Annotated in this window: 17 protein-coding genes; 4 read left to right on the forward strand and 13 right to left on the reverse strand. The window is 26.7% G+C overall.

Going from position 1 to position 16,987, the window contains the following annotated elements:
• Positions 1-3: 3 nt before the first annotated feature.
• From purF to rpsF, 7 genes are all read right to left on the reverse strand, one after another.
• Positions 4-1,485: an amidophosphoribosyltransferase gene (gene purF, locus AC5SL9_RS01505; RefSeq protein ID WP_051316545.1), complete on the reverse strand. Its 1,482-nt coding sequence runs from the start codon at positions 1,483-1,485 to the stop codon at positions 4-6.
• Entirely contained in the window at positions 1,439-1,984 is a 546-nt protein-coding gene (locus AC5SL9_RS01510; protein WP_494574211.1) for a CvpA family protein, read from the reverse strand. The genes purF and AC5SL9_RS01510 overlap by 47 nt, the downstream gene beginning before the upstream one ends.
• Positions 1,985-1,991: 7 nt before the next feature.
• A complete protein-coding gene (locus tag AC5SL9_RS01515; protein ID WP_494574212.1) occupies positions 1,992-4,376 on the reverse strand; it encodes an efflux RND transporter permease subunit in 2,385 nt (794 codons plus the stop codon).
• Between the two features lie 21 nt (positions 4,377-4,397).
• Positions 4,398-5,816 carry a replicative DNA helicase gene (locus AC5SL9_RS01520; RefSeq protein WP_006997211.1) on the reverse strand — a complete coding sequence of 473 codons (1,419 nt, stop codon included), beginning with the start codon at positions 5,814-5,816 and terminating at the stop codon, positions 4,398-4,400.
• A 67-nt stretch (positions 5,817-5,883) separates the two neighbouring features.
• Positions 5,884-6,342 (reverse strand): 50S ribosomal protein L9, encoded by a 459-nt coding sequence (gene rplI / locus AC5SL9_RS01525; RefSeq protein WP_006997210.1) that lies wholly within the window; start codon positions 6,340-6,342, stop codon positions 5,884-5,886.
• Positions 6,343-6,621, reverse strand: a complete 279-nt coding sequence (gene rpsR, locus AC5SL9_RS01530; protein ID WP_006997209.1) for a 30S ribosomal protein S18 — start codon at positions 6,619-6,621, stop codon at positions 6,343-6,345. It lies immediately after the preceding gene.
• 2 nt (positions 6,622-6,623) lie between these two features.
• Positions 6,624-6,989, reverse strand: a complete 366-nt coding sequence (gene rpsF, locus AC5SL9_RS01535; protein WP_271625803.1) for a 30S ribosomal protein S6 — start codon at positions 6,987-6,989, stop codon at positions 6,624-6,626.
• A gap of 86 nt (positions 6,990-7,075) precedes the next feature.
• On the opposite strand from rpsF, the gene fabD reads away from it, so the two are divergent.
• From fabD to gmk, 4 genes are read left to right on the forward strand one after another with little or no spacing between them, the layout of a single operon-like run.
• Positions 7,076-8,008, forward strand: coding sequence for an ACP S-malonyltransferase (gene fabD, locus AC5SL9_RS01540; protein ID WP_271617137.1), 933 nt, complete (start codon positions 7,076-7,078; stop codon positions 8,006-8,008).
• A complete protein-coding gene (fabG, locus tag AC5SL9_RS01545) occupies positions 8,001-8,738 on the forward strand; it encodes a 3-oxoacyl-[acyl-carrier-protein] reductase (protein ID WP_011281882.1) in 738 nt (245 codons plus the stop codon). Before fabD ends, fabG begins: the two co-directional genes overlap by 8 nt.
• Before the next feature lie 48 nt (positions 8,739-8,786).
• Positions 8,787-9,026: an acyl carrier protein gene (locus AC5SL9_RS01550; protein ID WP_006997205.1), complete on the forward strand. Its 240-nt coding sequence runs from the start codon at positions 8,787-8,789 to the stop codon at positions 9,024-9,026.
• Between the two features lie 7 nt (positions 9,027-9,033).
• Positions 9,034-9,666 (forward strand): guanylate kinase, encoded by a 633-nt coding sequence (gmk, locus tag AC5SL9_RS01555; RefSeq protein ID WP_494574213.1) that lies wholly within the window; start codon positions 9,034-9,036, stop codon positions 9,664-9,666.
• Here gmk and rsmA read toward each other — a convergent pair.
• The 6 genes from rsmA to AC5SL9_RS01585 are packed head-to-tail and all read right to left on the reverse strand — an operon-like array spanning position 9,655 to position 16,963.
• Positions 9,655-10,443 carry a 16S rRNA (adenine(1518)-N(6)/adenine(1519)-N(6))-dimethyltransferase RsmA gene (gene rsmA, locus AC5SL9_RS01560; protein ID WP_494574214.1) on the reverse strand — a complete coding sequence of 263 codons (789 nt, stop codon included), beginning with the start codon at positions 10,441-10,443 and terminating at the stop codon, positions 9,655-9,657. The two genes, gmk and rsmA, sit on opposite strands and share 12 nt — an antisense overlap.
• Positions 10,444-11,406, reverse strand: a complete 963-nt coding sequence (locus AC5SL9_RS01565; RefSeq protein WP_494574215.1) for a 4-hydroxythreonine-4-phosphate dehydrogenase PdxA — start codon at positions 11,404-11,406, stop codon at positions 10,444-10,446.
• Positions 11,399-12,316: a peptidylprolyl isomerase gene (locus AC5SL9_RS01570; RefSeq protein ID WP_494574216.1), complete on the reverse strand. Its 918-nt coding sequence runs from the start codon at positions 12,314-12,316 to the stop codon at positions 11,399-11,401. Before AC5SL9_RS01570 ends, AC5SL9_RS01565 begins: the two co-directional genes overlap by 8 nt.
• A 6-nt stretch (positions 12,317-12,322) precedes the next feature.
• The gene (locus AC5SL9_RS01575; RefSeq protein ID WP_494574217.1) at positions 12,323-14,767 is read right to left on the reverse strand and encodes an LPS-assembly protein LptD; all 2,445 of its coding nucleotides are present in this window, start codon (positions 14,765-14,767) and stop codon (positions 12,323-12,325) included.
• Positions 14,757-15,830, reverse strand: a complete 1,074-nt coding sequence (locus tag AC5SL9_RS01580) for an LptF/LptG family permease (protein WP_494574218.1) — start codon at positions 15,828-15,830, stop codon at positions 14,757-14,759. The genes AC5SL9_RS01575 and AC5SL9_RS01580 overlap by 11 nt, the downstream gene beginning before the upstream one ends.
• The gene (locus AC5SL9_RS01585; RefSeq protein ID WP_494574219.1) at positions 15,827-16,963 is read right to left on the reverse strand and encodes an LptF/LptG family permease; all 1,137 of its coding nucleotides are present in this window, start codon (positions 16,961-16,963) and stop codon (positions 15,827-15,829) included. The genes AC5SL9_RS01580 and AC5SL9_RS01585 overlap by 4 nt, the downstream gene beginning before the upstream one ends.
• Positions 16,964-16,987: the final 24 nt, after the last annotated feature.

The raw sequence follows: 16,987 nt of genomic DNA on the forward strand, positions 1-16,987 counted from the left end.
GCTTTAGTTGTTTGAAGCGGTGCTTAGTAATGATAATTGAGTAATTTTATCATCCCCTAATTCATCTATAGGTTTAACAGGATATTCACCTGTAAAATAATGATCTGTTAATTGAGGATAATTATTATCTCTTTTGTTAAAACCCATTGCTCTATAAACACCTTCTAAAGATAAAAAATCTAATGATTTAGCACCAATATATTCACAAATTTCATCATTAGTTTTATTTGCAGCAAGTAACTCTTTTTTAGTAGGAGTATCAACACCATAAAAATCAGGAAATCTAATTTCCGGACAGGCAATTTTTACATGAACTTCTTTGGCTCCTGCATCATATAACATTTTCACAATTTTATGAGAAGTTGTCCCTCTTACAAGCGAGTCATCTATTAAAATAATTATTTTATTTTTAATAGTTGATTGATTTGCATTTAATTTTAATTTCACACCAAGACTTCTAATTTTTTGACTAGGTTCAATAAAGGTTCGACCAACATAATGATTTCTAATCAAACCTAATTCAAAGTTAATTCCTAAGTGTTGAGCAAAACCAAGGGCTGCTGCATTACCAGAGTCTGGTACAGGAACTACAATATCTGCTTTGATTTTGTTTTCTTTTGCAAGTTCAATTCCAAATTGCTTTCTATGTTCATAAGCAGATTTACCATTTAGTAAACTGTCTGGTCTTGCAAAATAAATATACTCAAAAACACACGGACGAACTTTTCTAGCAGGGAAGGGTTTGATGCTTTTTAGTTCATTATTCTCTATATAAACAACCTCACCGTTTTCTACATCTCGAATATATTTTGCACCAATTATATCTAGTGCACATGTTTCAGAAGCAAAGACATAGCTATCTTTGATTTTCCCAATTACTAATGGTCTGATACCATGAGGATCTCTTACACCAATTAAAGTATTTTGTGTTAGCATGACAAGAGCGTAACCACCTTGTATTTGGAATATGGCATCTATAACTTTATCAATTGTTTTGTTTCTTTTTGATTTAGCAATTAATTGAACAATTGTTTCTGTGTCAGATGTAGTATGAAATATTGCACCATCTTGAACCAATCTATTTCGAAGAGTTATTGAATTAGTTAAATTTCCATTATGAGCTACACCGATACCTCCAGCATTTGTATCTGCAAAAAAAGGCTGTATATTTCTTAAAGTGTTTTCACCAGTTGTACTATATCTGTTATGACCAATAGCATAATCACCAGGCAAACTATTTAACACTTTCTCTTTATTAAAATTATCTCCAACTAAGCCAAATCTTTTTTCAGAGTAATATTTTTTTCCATCAAATGTAACTATTCCACAACCTTCTTGACCTCTATGTTGTAGAGCATGCAATCCTAAAGCGGTTAGTGCGGCTGAATCTTTATTGTTACTTACGCCAAAGACACCACATTCTTCTTTTAATTTGGGATTATAAATCTTGAATTTTTTCTTTGGAATCTTGATAGTTTTTTTCATTTGGAAACTCTTTCAATAAATAATTACTACCTTTTTCAATATATGGGAAGGTGTATGATTTATCAGTATTAATTGGCCATTTACTATAATTATACACAATATCTACAGCTGAAAATAAACAAATACAGATTACATAACTTCGGATAAATCCAAAAAATAACCCAAATAAGGAATCGAGTCTTCCAAGACCAACAAATTTTACCGTCTTACTAATAGCTTTATTTGTAATAAGAATAACAAAGATCACTAAAATAAAGATAGTTATGCCGAGCGCAATATCTAAAACATATTCATTATCGATTATGTTTTTAAAATAAGGCTTAGCTTTTGGAAAAAGAAGTAAAGTTACAACATAAGCCAATACCCATTTTGAAGCTGACAATAAACTTAAAACAAAACCTTTACTATAACACTTGATAACTGAAAAAATTGTAATGATTAGAAATATTAGATCTATTAAAGACACTGCTTGATAAAAATCTTTTAAAGCATCAAGCATAATAATATTATTTTCCGAATGGTTTACTTATTAAAATAAGAGAGGGCAGTAAAGTTAATACTGAAATCATTGCAAGTAACATTGCCAAACCAGTAAACACACCAAAATAAATTGTGGGTATAAATTTAGAGAAAACCAAAATTGAAAACCCAAAGACAATGGTTATTGAAGTATTTAGGATTGCAACACCCACTGTTGAATGACAAACTTTTAGTGTTTTGTTATAGTCTTTAATTTTTAAAAACTCTTCTTTAAACCTATAAATGTAGTGAATACTATTATCTACTGCGATCCCTATTGTGATTGCAGCAATAGTAATAGTCATCATATCAAGGGGTATTCCAAGCAGGCCAATAATTCCTAAAATAAAGAAAGCTGCAATAAAATTAGGAACAACACCAATAAGAGATAGTTTGAAATTTCTAAACAAAATCATAAACATTGCAAAAATTCCAACCATTACTAAACCTAATGTGAGTATTTGAGATTTAAAAAGACTTTGGAGTAAATTATTAAACAAAATTAAAACTCCAGCTAACTTAAATTCCTCTTTGTTAAGTTTTAGCTTATTTTCTAGATCAAAATTTATCTGGTTTATTAAATCATTTCTTCTTAAACCATCCTGTGAGTCAATAATTCTAAGGCTTATCCTAGCTTCATTATCTTTTATGGATATATAAGGGTCTATAATATCTTTTTTTATAGTTTCTGGAATTTTTGAATAAAGCACACCCATTTCTAAGGTTCCAAGGGGCTTGTTATTATTTAATTGTGTAGCAACTTCAATAATTGAACTAAATGATAAAACCTTTCCAACTGCAGGAAGATTATCTAAATAATTATGAACATTTTGAATTTTTTCAATTTTGTCTTTTGTAAACCAGTATTTTTCATCATCTTTACTACCTTCATCATCCCAGCTTTCAAATTCATCATCTTCGGTAGTCTCTACTATGATATTTTCTGGAAATTTTAATATAATTTCTAAAGGTGTCGTGCCACCAAGTTTTTCATCAATAAGTTTCATCCCTTTATAAATCTCAGTATTCTTATTAAAATAATTTATAAAACTATTTTCAACTTCAAGTTTGCTTATGCCAACAACACTTAAGGCAATAACCAAACCTGTTACTAAAAAAATTATACTTTTATTGTTAATAGAAATTTTACCAAAAAAAGAAGTAATTTTAGAGTCTGCATCTTCTTTAATTTTTACTTTATTACTAGACATAAAGCTCAATAGAGTAGGGAGTAAAGTAAATGTGATTATAAAAGAGGTTATTAATCCTAAGGTCATCATCCAGCCAAAATCAATAATAGGTTTTATTCCACTAAATACTAAAGATAGAAAAGCACATATAGTTGTAAGAACTGTATAAATAATAGGCCAAAACATCTTGCTAGTTGTCATTATAATAATTTTTAAATTATCTAAATTTGGAAAATCTTCTCTTAATTGTAGAAACCGGGTACTCATATGAATATTCATTGCCATAGTTAGAATTAACATTAAAGCAATAAAGTTTGAGGATATAACGGTAACCTTCCAGCCTAGAAGGCCAAGTAGACCTGTCATAATTAAAACTGAAAAAAAGCAACTACTAATTGGAACAATAATCCATATTAGTTTTCTAAATATAAACCACAGAGTAGCAATAATAAATAAAAGAACTCCTAGACCAAAAACAATAATATCACTTTTAATAAATGACATCATGTCATCAGTGATCATTGGAATACCTCCTAAGTATATTTTTCCAACATCTCCATAGGACTTAATAACCTCTCTTATTTGGGTGATATTTTCATGATTTTTCTTTTTTAAAGTATTTTTATATTCTTCAATTTCTTGAGCTGATTTATTTTCAATATCTTTTAGTTCATCTTTTTTTATATAAACAATAATGCCACTTGTTTTACCATCCTCACTTATTACAAAATTTCTAAAAACTGGACTATTTAATATTTCATTAAATCCTCTTTCAGTATCAACACCTTCATCTTTTAAAGTTTTAAAACTTTCTAGTCTCTCTTGAAGAGGTGCTTCTGAATTATTTAATAAAGGGATATCAAGTAGTGTAATAACACTATGAACCCAATCTAGACTTTGGATTTTATATTTTAAACTTAAAAGATTATTAATAGAAGATTCAGTAACCATTCCCTCATTGGGAGAATAAGTTAAGATTAAAAACTCTTTAGAGCCATATCTTTCAGTGACTTCTTTCAAGTATTCAAGATCGGGATCCCCTTCAATTAACAAAGTATCAGATGAGGCATCTAGTCTAAAATCTTTAGAAAAATACCCAAAACTTAAGAGAGTAATTAACAGTAATATAAAAATTGATTTAGGATTTTTTAAAACAATATTTTGATAAAATAGAGAAAGCATTCACAGCTAATATATTGGATATTAGTTAATTTGAGTATCTTTAAATTTGGTAAACATTGCTTCAAATTCTACCATAACATTACCCGTTGGACCGTGTCTTTGTTTTCCAATAATTAGCTCTGCTAGATTTGATACTTCATTCATTTTTGCTTGCCATTCAGCATGCTCAACAGTTGCAGGTCTAGGCTCTTTTCTCTCTAAGTAATAGGCCTCTCTATATACAAACATTACAACGTCAGCATCTTGTTCAATTGATCCAGACTCTCTTAAATCTGATAACTGGGGCTTATGATCATCTCTTTGTTCTACTGCTCTTGACAACTGTGATAGAGCAATTACTGGAAGCTTAAGTTCTTTTGCCATTGCCTTAAGTCCTTGAGTTATTTCAGAAATTTCTTGAACTCTACCATCTCTATTATTTCCAGATCCTCTCATCAATTGAATGTAATCTACAACAATCAAATCTAAACCAAATAATCTTTTAATACGTCTTGCTCTGTTGCTCATAGCAGCGATACTGATAGCTGGCGTTTCATCTATATACAAAGGAAGTTCAGAAATATTCTTTGATGTCTCAATAAATTTATCAAATTGCTCATCAGAAATTCTTCCACGTCTTATATCGTTTGATTTAATTCTAGATTGTTCTGCTAAAATTCTAGTTGATAATTGTTCAGAAGACATCTCTAATGAGAAGAAAGCTACTGCAGATTTCTTTCCACTTTCTTGTAGTTTTTGAGCAGCATTAAAAGCTATATTTGTTGCTAAAGCAGTTTTACCCATTGAAGGTCTACCTGCAATAATAATTAAATCTGAATTATGAAGCCCACCCAGTCTATCATCTAGGTCTCTTAGACCAGTAGGAACACCCACAATGCCTTCATCATTTTGATAAGCAGCTGAGGCCATCTCAATAGTTTGTTTCATCGCTTCATCAAATTTAATAAGTGATGAATTGAAAGAACCTTTTTCAGCAAGATCAAATAATAACCTTTCTGAATTTTCAATTATATTTTGGCCATTAACATCAAGTGCATTTAGTTTTGCAGCGTCAATAGTATTTTCAGATATTTTAATTAATTCTCGTCTGACGAACATATCATAAATAATTCTTGAATATTCTATTGCTTGTCTTGGAGGAGTAGAAAATTTTGTAACTTTTACTAAATACTCAGGAACATTTAATTCGTCCTTTTCATTTTCAAAATAATTTTTTAAAGTTATAGGGTTTGCAAGCATCCCTTTGTAAATTAGGCTTTCAATTGCTGAAAAAATACTTTGATGCATTGGGTCATAAAAGTTAACACTAGAAACAATAGTATTTATTTCATCAAACGTTTCATTTTGAACTAATATTGATCCAATTACAGCCTGCTCTGCTTCAATATTGTTTGGAAGTTCTTTAAAAGTATCTTTAACTAGACTGAGGTTATTTTCCATGAAGAAATCTTATCTCAATTCGGATTTAAAAAAATAACAAATATATGCTGGGGAAAAAATTGTATAATTATTGAATAGTATCAGCTGTAACTACATTAATAGTAATTTCAGAATCTACTTCAGAGTGTAGAATAATTTTAACCTTAAATTTACCAATTGATTTAATTTCAGTTATTGGTTGTATCATTGAAGGTTTAATATCTAGTTTGTCATTTTCTAATATCAGTTTTGAAATTTCAGTTGGTTTAACTGATCCATACAATTCTTTATTTTCAGTACTTAATTTTTTAATTTCATATTCTTTATTGTTAATTTGTTCAGAAATTTTTTGAGCTTCTTTTTTCTTTTCAGTATCTTTTTTACTTAGCTCAGATTTAATCTTTTCAACTTCTGCAATATTTTCTTTTGAGGCATAAAGAGCTTTTTTGTTTGATATTAAGAAGTTTCTAGCAAACCCTCTTTTAACATCTATAATTTCTCCAATAGATCCAATTCTTCTTAAATTTTCTAAAAGTATAACTTTCATTTAAATTAACGCTAAATTTCTAGCTCTCTTAATAGATAGAGAAAGCTCTCTTTGTTTTTTTTGTGAAACATTCGTAATTCTTGATGGTAAAATTTTACCATTTTCAGACATATATTTTTTTAATAATCTGATGTTTTTATAATCAACTTCTGGAGCACCCTTTGCAGATAAAGGGCAAGTTTTCTTAAATTTGTATTTATTAGGTTGAAAAATACTTAGTTTTGCAAAGTTACTTTGACTTCCTTTTTTTTTATTTCCTGCTCTTTTTTTTGATGGCATAATTAGTCTCTATTAAATTCTTTTTTATATTCTTTTTTTTCGTATTCATCTTTCTTTGAAAAATATTTAGCCTCTAAATTAAATTTTTTAACCTTAACTGTCATATATCTTAGAAGATTTTTATCAATTGCTTCATTTTTTTCTAATTCATCAATAATTTTTCCAGGACCTTTAATCTTAAAGTGCATATAGATGCCTTTTTTATTTTTTTTAATAATGTAAGCTAAATTTAACAAACCCCAATCTTCAGTTTGCACTATTTCTCCTTCATTTTTTTCAACTATTTTAGAATATTTTTCAGTTAATTGCTTAACTTGTGCTGGGCTTGTATCTTGTCTAGCAACTATTGTGTGTTCGTATAAATTCATAATTGTTCTTTAATAAAAAGTGAGGATATACTATTATAATTATTGAATTACAACACTTAAAACCATAATAAACTTTAGATATTTAAATGTTTTCTGTTATTTTTCCAGGTCAAGGCTCACAATTAGTAGGAATGGGTAAAGACCTACATGCTAAATATAGCTTAGTTCAAGATCTATTCAAGGAAGCAGATGATACTCTTGGTTTCTCAATATCAAACCTTATCTTAAATGGTCCTAAGGAAGAATTAGACTTAACTGAAAATACACAGCCAGCAATATTTTTGCTCAGTTATTCAATATTTAGGTTAATCAAAGAAGAGTTTAAAATCGATTTAGATAAAGCAAAATTTTATGCAGGACATTCTTTAGGAGAATATTCGGCATTAACTGCAGCTGGGTCATTGTCATTTTCAGATACTTTAAAGATATTAAAAATTAGAGGTAGTGCGATGCAAAACTCTGTTCCAAAAGGAGTGGGTGGAATGGTTGCAGTTTTGGGCTCTGAAATTGAAATAATAAAAAAAATTATTGATGAGAATAAAGATAAATACGAATGCTTTATAGCAAATGACAATTCTGTAGGTCAGATCGTTTTAAGTGGAAAAATTGAAGACCTGGAGAAAATTATGGTTGATTTGAAAGCTTCAAATATTAAAAATATTAAATTACCAGTTAGTGCTCCGTTTCATTGTAAATTGATGAATAATGCAACACTTGTGATGAAAGAAGAAATAGCAAAATTAAATTTTAATGAACCTAAAAACATCCTTATTTCAAATGTAACAGGAAAAGAAATATCTAATTCGAATGAACTAAAAGAATTACTAGTTAAGCAAATAGAAAGTAGTGTTCGTTGGCGTGAGAGTGTTTTATTAATGATTGAGAAGGGTGTTACAGAGTTTATTGAAATAGGACCAGGCAAAGTTTTATCAGGATTAATAAAGAGAATTGATAAAAATGTTAAAGTTAGTGCAATAAATTCAGAAGAAGATATAAAGTTAATTAATATCAATGAGTAGTTTAAAAGATAAAAATATTATAGTCACAGGTGCTTCAGGTGGAATTGGCAATTCAATAGTTGAGAAGTTAAACCAAAATGGTGCAAATATTTTAGCTACTGGTACAAGAATTGAAAAACTAGAAGAGTTAAAAGAAAAATTTAATAATATAAAAATACTTAAATTTGATATTTCTCAACATGATAAAATCGAAGAATTTATAGAAAATGCTACCAAAGAGCTAGGTGGATCATTAGATTGTATTGTTAATAATGCAGGCATTACAAAAGATAATTTAACAATTAGAATGAGCTTAGAAGAGTGGTCAAAAGTGATAAATATTAATTTAACTTCTACATTTCTAATGTGTAAATATTCGATTAAAAAAATGCTTAAAAATAAATCTGGAAAAATTATCAATATAACTTCTGTTGTTGGGCATACTGGTAATGTTGGACAAGCTAACTATACTGCATCTAAAGCAGGTATAGTTGCAATGTCAAAAAGCTTAGCTATTGAATATGCAAAAAAAAATATTAATGTTAATTGCATATCCCCAGGCTTTATAAGCACTGCTATGACAGATCAAATAGATGAAAAATTTAAAGAAACAATAATTGCTAAAATTCCATCTAATAGACTGGGTAAACCTGAAGATATTGCTAATGCAGTTAATTTCTTAAGCTCAGATCAGTCAGACTATATTAATGGAGAAACATTACATGTTAATGGAGGCATGTATTTGGGTTGACAAAACTACTTTTTGAACTAATAACGAAATATAACAAAAAGGAACATTATGTCAGAAGATATTTCAAGCAAAGTTAAAAAAATTGTAGCAGATCACTTAGGTATTGATGAAGCTAAAGTATTAGACGATTCAAGCTTCATAGATGACCTTGGAGCAGATAGTTTAGATACAGTTGAGTTAGTAATGGCTTTCGAAGAGGAATTTGGTTCAGAAATTTCAGATAGTGAAGCTGAAAAAATTCTTACTGTAGGTGACGCTGTTAACTTTATAGCAGGAAAAGCAAACTAGAAATTAAATGTCCATAAAAAAAGATGGGATAATGGTAATTTTATCATCCCCATCTGGGGCAGGTAAAACAACCTTAGTAAAACTCCTCTCTAAAAATAAAAATTTTCATATTTCAGTTTCCCATACTACAAGAAAGCCTAGACTTAACGAAATTGCAGACAAAGATTATTACTTTGTTGATCATGATAAATTTGAAAATTTAATAAAAAATGAAGAATTCTTAGAGTACGCAAAAGTATTTAATCATCTTTATGGAACAACTAGAACACCAGTAATTGAAAAATTAGAAAAAGGTGAAAATGTAATATTTGATATTGATTGGCAAGGAGCTGATCAAATCAAGAATAAAAAATTAAATTATAAATTAATTACTTTTTTTATTTTACCCCCTAGCAAAGAGATACTATTTGAAAGACTATCAAATAGAGACATGAAAGATAAACTGATAGTAGAAGAACGTATGAAAGAGTTTAGTAGAGATGTTTTGCATTGGATTAATTATGATTATGTAATTATTAATGATGATCTAGAAGAGTGTTATTCTAAAATTAGTAGTTTAATTGATGCTGAAATTAACAATGGTTCGAAAGACTACGATAAAGATTTCATTAGAAAACATGTTGAAAAACTAACCTCTTAAATCTTCATATTCTTTTACAAGTTTAAAATATACTTCTGGCTCAAGGTTTTGAGGTCTAAGATTAAGATCAATACCGAATTTTTCTGCAACTTCTTTTCCATTATCAAAAACTTGGTTAAAGGGTTTTTTTAACATTTTTCTTCTTTGGCTGAAGAATATTCTAGTAATTTTTTCAAGGTTTTTAGGATCCTTTAATTTAAAAAAATTTTCTTTGGGAGTGAATAAAAGTAAAGAACTATCTATTTTAGGTCTTGGTGAAAAGCTTTGTGGTTTAATGTCTAATATCTTTTTTACATTTAATTTCCAGCTAGATAAAATTGATAATCTACCATAATTAGAGTTATTAAATTCAGATATAATTCTATCAGCAACTTCTTTTTGGAACATTAAAACGAGACTATCGAACCAAAAATTTGAGTTAATATTAAGAATCCATTTAGATAAGATTTCTGTTGAAATGTTATAAGGTAAGTTACCAAAGACAGATAGTTTTTGATCCGAGATAGTACTTTCAGATACTTTTAAGATGTCATCATTGATGATTTCGATTTCAGTTTCAAACTTTTCTTTTAGCAATATGGCTAAATCATCATCTTTTTCTACAACATAGAGTTTCTTTGGTTTTTTTTTTAAAATGTATGTGGTTAGATTTCCACTACCTGGTCCAATTTCCAAGACTTCCTTGTTAGTAATATCGGTTATGGATACAATTTTTTCAAGCACCTCTCTATCTATTAAGAAGTTTTGCCCAAGGCTTTTTTTTGCTTTTATGAACACTTATTTATCCAAAAACTTTAAGGCCTGAATTAAGCTTTTTGGATCAGATAAATTTTTACCCAGCATTGAATAATTTGGTCCATGATCTGGAGAAATACGAGTAAATGGTAGGCCTAAAGTAATATTAATTGCATCAAAACCAAATAAAGCCTTCATAGGAGAAAGTACTTGATCATGATACATACCAATAATTACATCATATTTCTTTAATAAAAATTTTGTAAAGATAGTATCAGCTGGAAATGGACCATTAATTTTATTATTTTTTAATCGTAATTTTTTAATAGCTGGAATTATCACTTTATCTTCTTCAGAATTTTGAAAATTGCTTTCACAGTGGGGATTTAACCCAGTTATTGCAATCCTTGGTAGTTTATTAAATTTTGTTTTATAAAATTTATTAATCAGGTTAACTTGAATATATATTTTTTGTTTTGTTATTTTTTTATGAACATCTTTTAAAGCAAGATGGGTCGTAAGAGGACTAACAGATAAATTTTTATTAAATATTAACATTGCAAAATCTTTTTTTTTGGTTTTCTTTGCAAGATATTCAGTGATACCTAAAGTTTTTCCTTTTAAAAAAGACTTTTTGGAAACAGGACCATTAATAAATTTGGATAAATTATTTTGGTTCATAAAATTTAAAGCAACTTTAAAAGTTTCATCTATGTACTTATTTGATTTACTAGTAATTTTTTCAAAGCATTTTTTAAATTTATAATCAACATTAATTAAATTAATTTTTTTATTAGTCAGTTTAGAGAAATCTTTTAACTCTTTATCAATATCATTTATTTTGAAATAAAAATCTAATTTTTTCATCTGTTCTTGAAGTAATTTTTTAGAAATAATGATTATTAAGGGTGATTTATAAATATTAGTTTTTAAACTTTTAAAAAAAATTTCTAAAAAAACACTGTTGGGCTCACCACCCACTATTATTATTGGTTCCTTACCCATTAAAATCTAGATTCTTTTTGATTTTGTTATAATAAATTTTTGAATATTGATTCAACTGCCTGTTACGTTCATAGTTAATTGCTTTTTTTAATTCATTTTCAATATCAATAGTGGTTTCGGAATTTTTTATATTTATTAATTTTAATATTAATATACCATTTGATAAAATTATAGGTTTTGTAAATTCTCCCACTTTTAAGCTGCTTATATTTTTTCTAATATTATTATTAAGTGAATTTTCATTGATCCAACCAATATCACCACCAATTTTAGCTGAATCAGAAAAACTATATGTTGCAGCACTATTTTCAAAACCTATTTCATTTATGCTTTTAACAACTTCTTTATATTTTTTTTCGATCTCTTCTTTGTTTTTAACTTCAAAGATAATTTCAGATAATTGATATTCTTTTGATTCAATTTTACTATTTTTTAGAAGCTCTTCTTTTAATGCAGTCTCATTAATTACAACTTTAGATGAATATTTTTTTATAATCAGTTCATTCCACAAAGCATCAATAGTAATTTTTTTTTCGATATCACTTATTTTTAAATCATAATCTTTTAAATAAATTTCAAATTCATTTATTGATTTTAGATTTAACCTTGAGTAAATATTTTTTAGTAAAAGTACTAAATAGTCTTCATTTAGTTTTATCTCTTTAAAATTTTTTGATATTTCTATTTTTTTTATCTTCTCTCTTATTATTGATTCGTTAGAAATATTTAATATCTTTTCTTGATCTAACTCTTTTAAAGAATTATTTAGAGCCACAAGATATTTAAATTCATTTTTAATATCAATGTTAGTTATAATTTCGTTTTGAATATTATGAATTATTTTTGTTTCAATTGATTGAGCATGCACACACATTATGACAAATAAAAATATTAAAATTTTCTTTTTCATATAATCCTATTTTAAAGCCATTTTATCTGGTGAAAAAGTTCCAAGTGGAACAATTGTTATAGAGAAAAATAATTCTTCAACTGGTTTAATATCAGCATCGTTATAATAATTCTTTTTATATTTTACACCCGCAACCAAACAATCATTTTTATACTCATACACCAAATCATAGTATTCTGTTAAATCAAGCTTTCGATTTCTTCTTGTATTAAATGATATAGAATTTTGATTATCAAAGTTATATTTTGTTGTATTTTGAATTATATTGGTACTGCCAACAGTGCCTCTTTCCTCTAAATAATCAAACTGAGTAATAAAGTTTCCAAATTCCATTTTAGTTATTAAAGAATTATATTCAAAAGTATTCAAATCATCTGTTAAAGAAAAATTGTAGCCTAATGAAATATTTCTAGTAGGTTTAAAATCAAATTCCCCAAATATATTGGAGTTTTTTTTATTTAAAGTACTATTTGTAGGTATATTCTTTTCTTCATCTAATCTAAAAACTGATGCAAGTTTAAAATCAATATATTCTTCAATTTTATCTATTTTATTATTGGTATTAATTTTTTCTTTTTTGAAGTTTAAGCCCAATGTAATAGACTCACCGGACTCAAATGAGTTTCCTAAACTTAATCGATTAGAAGAAAAAACATTGCTTATGTCAATTCTTCTAGACTCGTTTCTATTATTTTTCATTTCATGGGGGCTAAACCTTAAAGACAGCTTTGGTTCTAAAGTATTGAATGTTGTGGAATTTTTTTTAATTAGTGGCAATGAAGCATTGTATGTATATGCGCTCATTAATTCTGATTGTGGACTATTTTTATATGTAGGGTTATTTTTACCAACAGTATTGATGTTTTTCAAAGCAATTTCAAAATTTGTTTTAATTCCATTATCAAAGAATTTACCTAAAGCAGAGTAAATTAAATCATTTGAAATTGTAGATTTAACAACATTCGTATCAGTTAAAGTATTATTGCCATATGAATTGAGATTAAAACTGCCATCGATATTATTCAAACTAAAATTTTTTGAAAAATCATAACTAGGTAGTACATATTGATATCTATCGCTATTGGAGCCATTTAAAGTTTCGTACATTTCAAATGAGGTTGTTAGATCATAGCTCTCATGCTCTAGATCAAATTGAATTTTAGACTCAAGCACACTGTTGTCATCTAGTAGAAGGGGAGATTGTAGATCAAATAGCTTTAAATAGTTATCATTTGATACTTTTTGATAGTTAATTTGAAGCATACTTTTTTTGAAGTTGTCCAACGACAAATCTACTAACGTATTAGTGAAAAGATGAGACCTTGTACCTCCCTTGTCTTGAGAACTAGAGTCATGGCCATTAACAAAGCTAAAATCTGCTATTGTAATTGAATTCTTTGTTTTTTGTCTAAACTCATTTTGGAATAAAAATTTATTATCATCAAAGAGCCTTGGTTTTATTGTTAGGTCTTTATCATCAGATATGGCCAAAAAATACGGCACATAAACTGAGCTACCAAGATTGTTTGAGCTACCTAATTCAGGCTTTAAAAGACCAGATTGTCTTTTTACAGATGGGTCTGGATGAAAAAATTTAGGAAAGTAAACAACAGGAAAATCATATATTTCTAACCAAGCATTTTTATAATTAATCTGTTTTTTAATTTTATCATGGTGAATTTCATCAGATGTAATTTTCCAGGGTGGACATTTATCTGTTTTTTTACATGATGTAAAAATACCTTTTTTAAAGTAGGTATTAATCTTGTCTCCAAATCCTGAAACTGCACTTATTCTTGGATCATTCTCGTTATCCCCGAATAAATCTTTGTGGAACTTTGCAGTAATATCTTTTCCTAAAAATTCATTTTTTTTTAAGTCAAAAAAACCAGTTTTAAAAAAAAATTCATCACTTTTATTTTCTTTATCACTAGTTATAGCTACTATATTTTTACCCTTAAGAATTTCTTGATTAATAGAGTATTGAAACTGCTCAAGTTTATAAGTATTAGACTCACTATCAGTAATAATTGAATTTTTTTTTGATGATAAAATCATCTTATTTTTAAAAAGAGTTAAATCAAAACCTTCAATATTGTATCTATTTGAAATTTTAATCAATGTTTTACCTACTGTAAAAATTTTTTCTTCATTTTTAAGATAAAAAATTTGTTGAGCATTAATAGTTATGTTGTTATTTAAGTCAAAAAGTTGAACATCACCATTTGCTTCCAGTCTATTGATTTCTTTTAAATACTCAAAGTTGTCTGATATTAATTTAAGCTGACTATCAGTTCTAATTGTACCTCTGTTATTGCCTTTATATATATTTCCATTTTCAGTAATTTCTAAATCAGAAATTTCAAAAATAAATTCTTCTCCAAGAACTCGACTAAAGTTAGATAGAGTAAATAAGATCACAAGAAAGAAAGTTATAAATTTATTTTTCATTTAACTTTATTATAGAGATGAAATTTATTATTGATAATATAATTAAAGGCAAAAAAATTGAAAGTGTTACAGGAATTTTTTCATTTGTGCCTAGGACACTTAAAAAACTATTAATATAGTAAATAATTACAGACAAAAAAATTCCTAATGTAATCTTAAAAAAGGTATTTTTTTGGTAGCCAATGTTAAACATAATAATAGCAGAAAAAATTGTAATTAGAGTTAAGTAAACCGGATAAGAGACAATTTTCAACAAATGAGAATTTATATCAGTTACAGAATAATTTAAAGACATATAACTTTTTCTTAGTGTAATTAAATCAATTATACTTAAAGAAGAAAGGTTTGAAAATAAGCTATTTATTTTTTGTAAGTCAAAATTTGAATGTAATATCAATTCATTCAAAGTACTTTGTGAATTACCTTTTAGAGTTATTGGATTAAATATTTTCCATTTTTTTGATGTAATATCAACTTTTTCACTTTGTAATACTTCAACTAAATCAAAATCTTTATTGAACTTTGTTATGGAAACATTAATTAAAAATTCATTGTTGACCTGGCGGGCATTAATTATGTTTATATTGTCATTTATTTCATCTTTGATCCAAAGACCATTTTCAGTAATAACAGCTAAATACTTATTATCATCTGAATAGTTATTTTTAATTAATAGATATGAGTTTTTTAAAATAGATGATCCGTTATAAAAAAAAATAACCAAAATAATGCCAAGAATGAATGAATATAAACCTAAAATTTTTATGATTTTTATATTATTTAAACCAGAGTACTTAAAGACCTGTAGTTCATTTTTGTCAATAAGATGAATAAAAAATACTTGAGTGCCCAACAAAAAAATAAAAGGAAGTATTTCAAATAAGACCGAAGGTGTATTTAATAGAGACAAAAAGAAAAGATAAAAAAAACTTAAATCTATATTTTTAAAAAATTCAATTTGTTCAAGGATATTTGTAATTAAAATGATAATAAAAAAAGTAATAAAAATTTTTAATAATGAGATGTTAAAAAGGTTAATTAAAAATTTAATATAGGTTTTCATACTTTATTAATTTTTAATTTTATTACAAAATAGAGATAGATAATTAATGTTAAGATTAATGGAAAAATTGAAAGAAATATGTTCTGCATTAAATTCGTACTTATTAATTTTGAAGATGATTCTAAAAAAATAATAAAAAGAAAAGCAAATAAATAAATCTTAAATTTATTGATATTAAATGAATGGTCACTTTTAGATTTTAATATAAATAAAAGTGAAATTGAAATTAGAAAGGTTATATATAAAGGTTTTACCAATCTTGAGTATAGCTCTTTATAGACATTCTCTAAATTTTCTAATCTACAGTTTTTAATATTTTCTATTTCTATATTTGTAGAATTAATTATTGAACCATTAAAAAATAAAGAGCATTTAATTAAATTTATTGTTTTTGCTTCTTGTGTCTTTTGGTAGGAAGTTGTGTTAGAATTAAATTTTGAAATATTATAATCAGTTTTTGAGAATTCAAATTCTGAAATTTTCCCATTTATGACATTGATAGATTTACCATCATATAATGTTAATATCTTTTTATTATTGTCTATATTTACTATTGCAGTTTTAGCAAAAGTAGTTTGTGAGTTATTAATATCTGTTTTTTCATTTAAGAATATATTTATTAATTCACCTTTTTTATTTTTTTCATCAAAGTAAATTGTCAAGTTTCCAATAATATCTATAAACTTTTTAGGTTTGAGAACACTTTCAAAAAAATCTAAGTTAGATGATCTTATAAAGGATCTTGCTTTATCTTGAGCAAAAGGAGTTATTACAGCATTCAATAATAAACTAATAAGTACGAACCAGAGAGAAAATTTTATAAAAAAATTTATAAAATTAATTTTTTTAATTCCAAAATTCCAAAATATAACTAGCTCATTTTTATTCTCATACTTTAATAATATGTATGAAAATGCCAAAAATATAGCAAAGGGAAAAATTCTACTAATTATTTTAGGAAAGCTAAGTAATGTATATTTAAAATATACAAGAAAACCATGACCGTCCTCTATAACAAAATCGAGATAATTAACTGCCTGCAATACCCAAATAATTATACTGATGGTAAATACAACTAATAAGAAAAAATTTACACAATCTTTAGATAATTTTTTATAAACAATTTTTTTCATTGAAATACAGTAAATTAGCTCTTA

The organism is Candidatus Pelagibacter sp. PS_37, from assembly GCF_059417825.1.

Excerpts from the sequence above, each read along its gene's own strand:
- purF (WP_051316545.1), bottom strand. The coding sequence starts at position 1,485 with ATGAAAAAAACTATCAAGATTCCAAAGAAAAAATTCAAGATTTATAAT.
- AC5SL9_RS01510 (WP_494574211.1), bottom strand. The coding sequence starts at position 1,984 with ATGCTTGATGCTTTAAAAGATTTTTATCAAGCAGTGTCTTTAATAGAT.
- AC5SL9_RS01515 (WP_494574212.1), bottom strand. The coding sequence starts at position 4,376 with ATGCTTTCTCTATTTTATCAAAATATTGTTTTAAAAAATCCTAAATCA.
- AC5SL9_RS01520 (WP_006997211.1), bottom strand. The coding sequence starts at position 5,816 with ATGGAAAATAACCTCAGTCTAGTTAAAGATACTTTTAAAGAACTTCCA.
- rplI (WP_006997210.1), bottom strand. The coding sequence starts at position 6,342 with ATGAAAGTTATACTTTTAGAAAATTTAAGAAGAATTGGATCTATTGGA.
- rpsR (WP_006997209.1), bottom strand. The coding sequence starts at position 6,621 with ATGCCATCAAAAAAAAGAGCAGGAAATAAAAAAAAAGGAAGTCAAAGT.
- rpsF (WP_271625803.1), bottom strand. The coding sequence starts at position 6,989 with ATGAATTTATACGAACACACAATAGTTGCTAGACAAGATACAAGCCCA.
- fabD (WP_271617137.1), top strand. The coding sequence starts at position 7,076 with ATGTTTTCTGTTATTTTTCCAGGTCAAGGCTCACAATTAGTAGGAATG.
- fabG (WP_011281882.1), top strand. The coding sequence starts at position 8,001 with ATGAGTAGTTTAAAAGATAAAAATATTATAGTCACAGGTGCTTCAGGT.
- AC5SL9_RS01550 (WP_006997205.1), top strand. The coding sequence starts at position 8,787 with ATGTCAGAAGATATTTCAAGCAAAGTTAAAAAAATTGTAGCAGATCAC.
- gmk (WP_494574213.1), top strand. The coding sequence starts at position 9,034 with ATGTCCATAAAAAAAGATGGGATAATGGTAATTTTATCATCCCCATCT.
- AC5SL9_RS01565 (WP_494574215.1), bottom strand. The coding sequence starts at position 11,406 with ATGGGTAAGGAACCAATAATAATAGTGGGTGGTGAGCCCAACAGTGTT.
- AC5SL9_RS01570 (WP_494574216.1), bottom strand. The coding sequence starts at position 12,316 with ATGAAAAAGAAAATTTTAATATTTTTATTTGTCATAATGTGTGTGCAT.
- AC5SL9_RS01575 (WP_494574217.1), bottom strand. The coding sequence starts at position 14,767 with ATGAAAAATAAATTTATAACTTTCTTTCTTGTGATCTTATTTACTCTA.
- AC5SL9_RS01580 (WP_494574218.1), bottom strand. The coding sequence starts at position 15,830 with ATGAAAACCTATATTAAATTTTTAATTAACCTTTTTAACATCTCATTA.
- AC5SL9_RS01585 (WP_494574219.1), bottom strand. The coding sequence starts at position 16,963 with ATGAAAAAAATTGTTTATAAAAAATTATCTAAAGATTGTGTAAATTTT.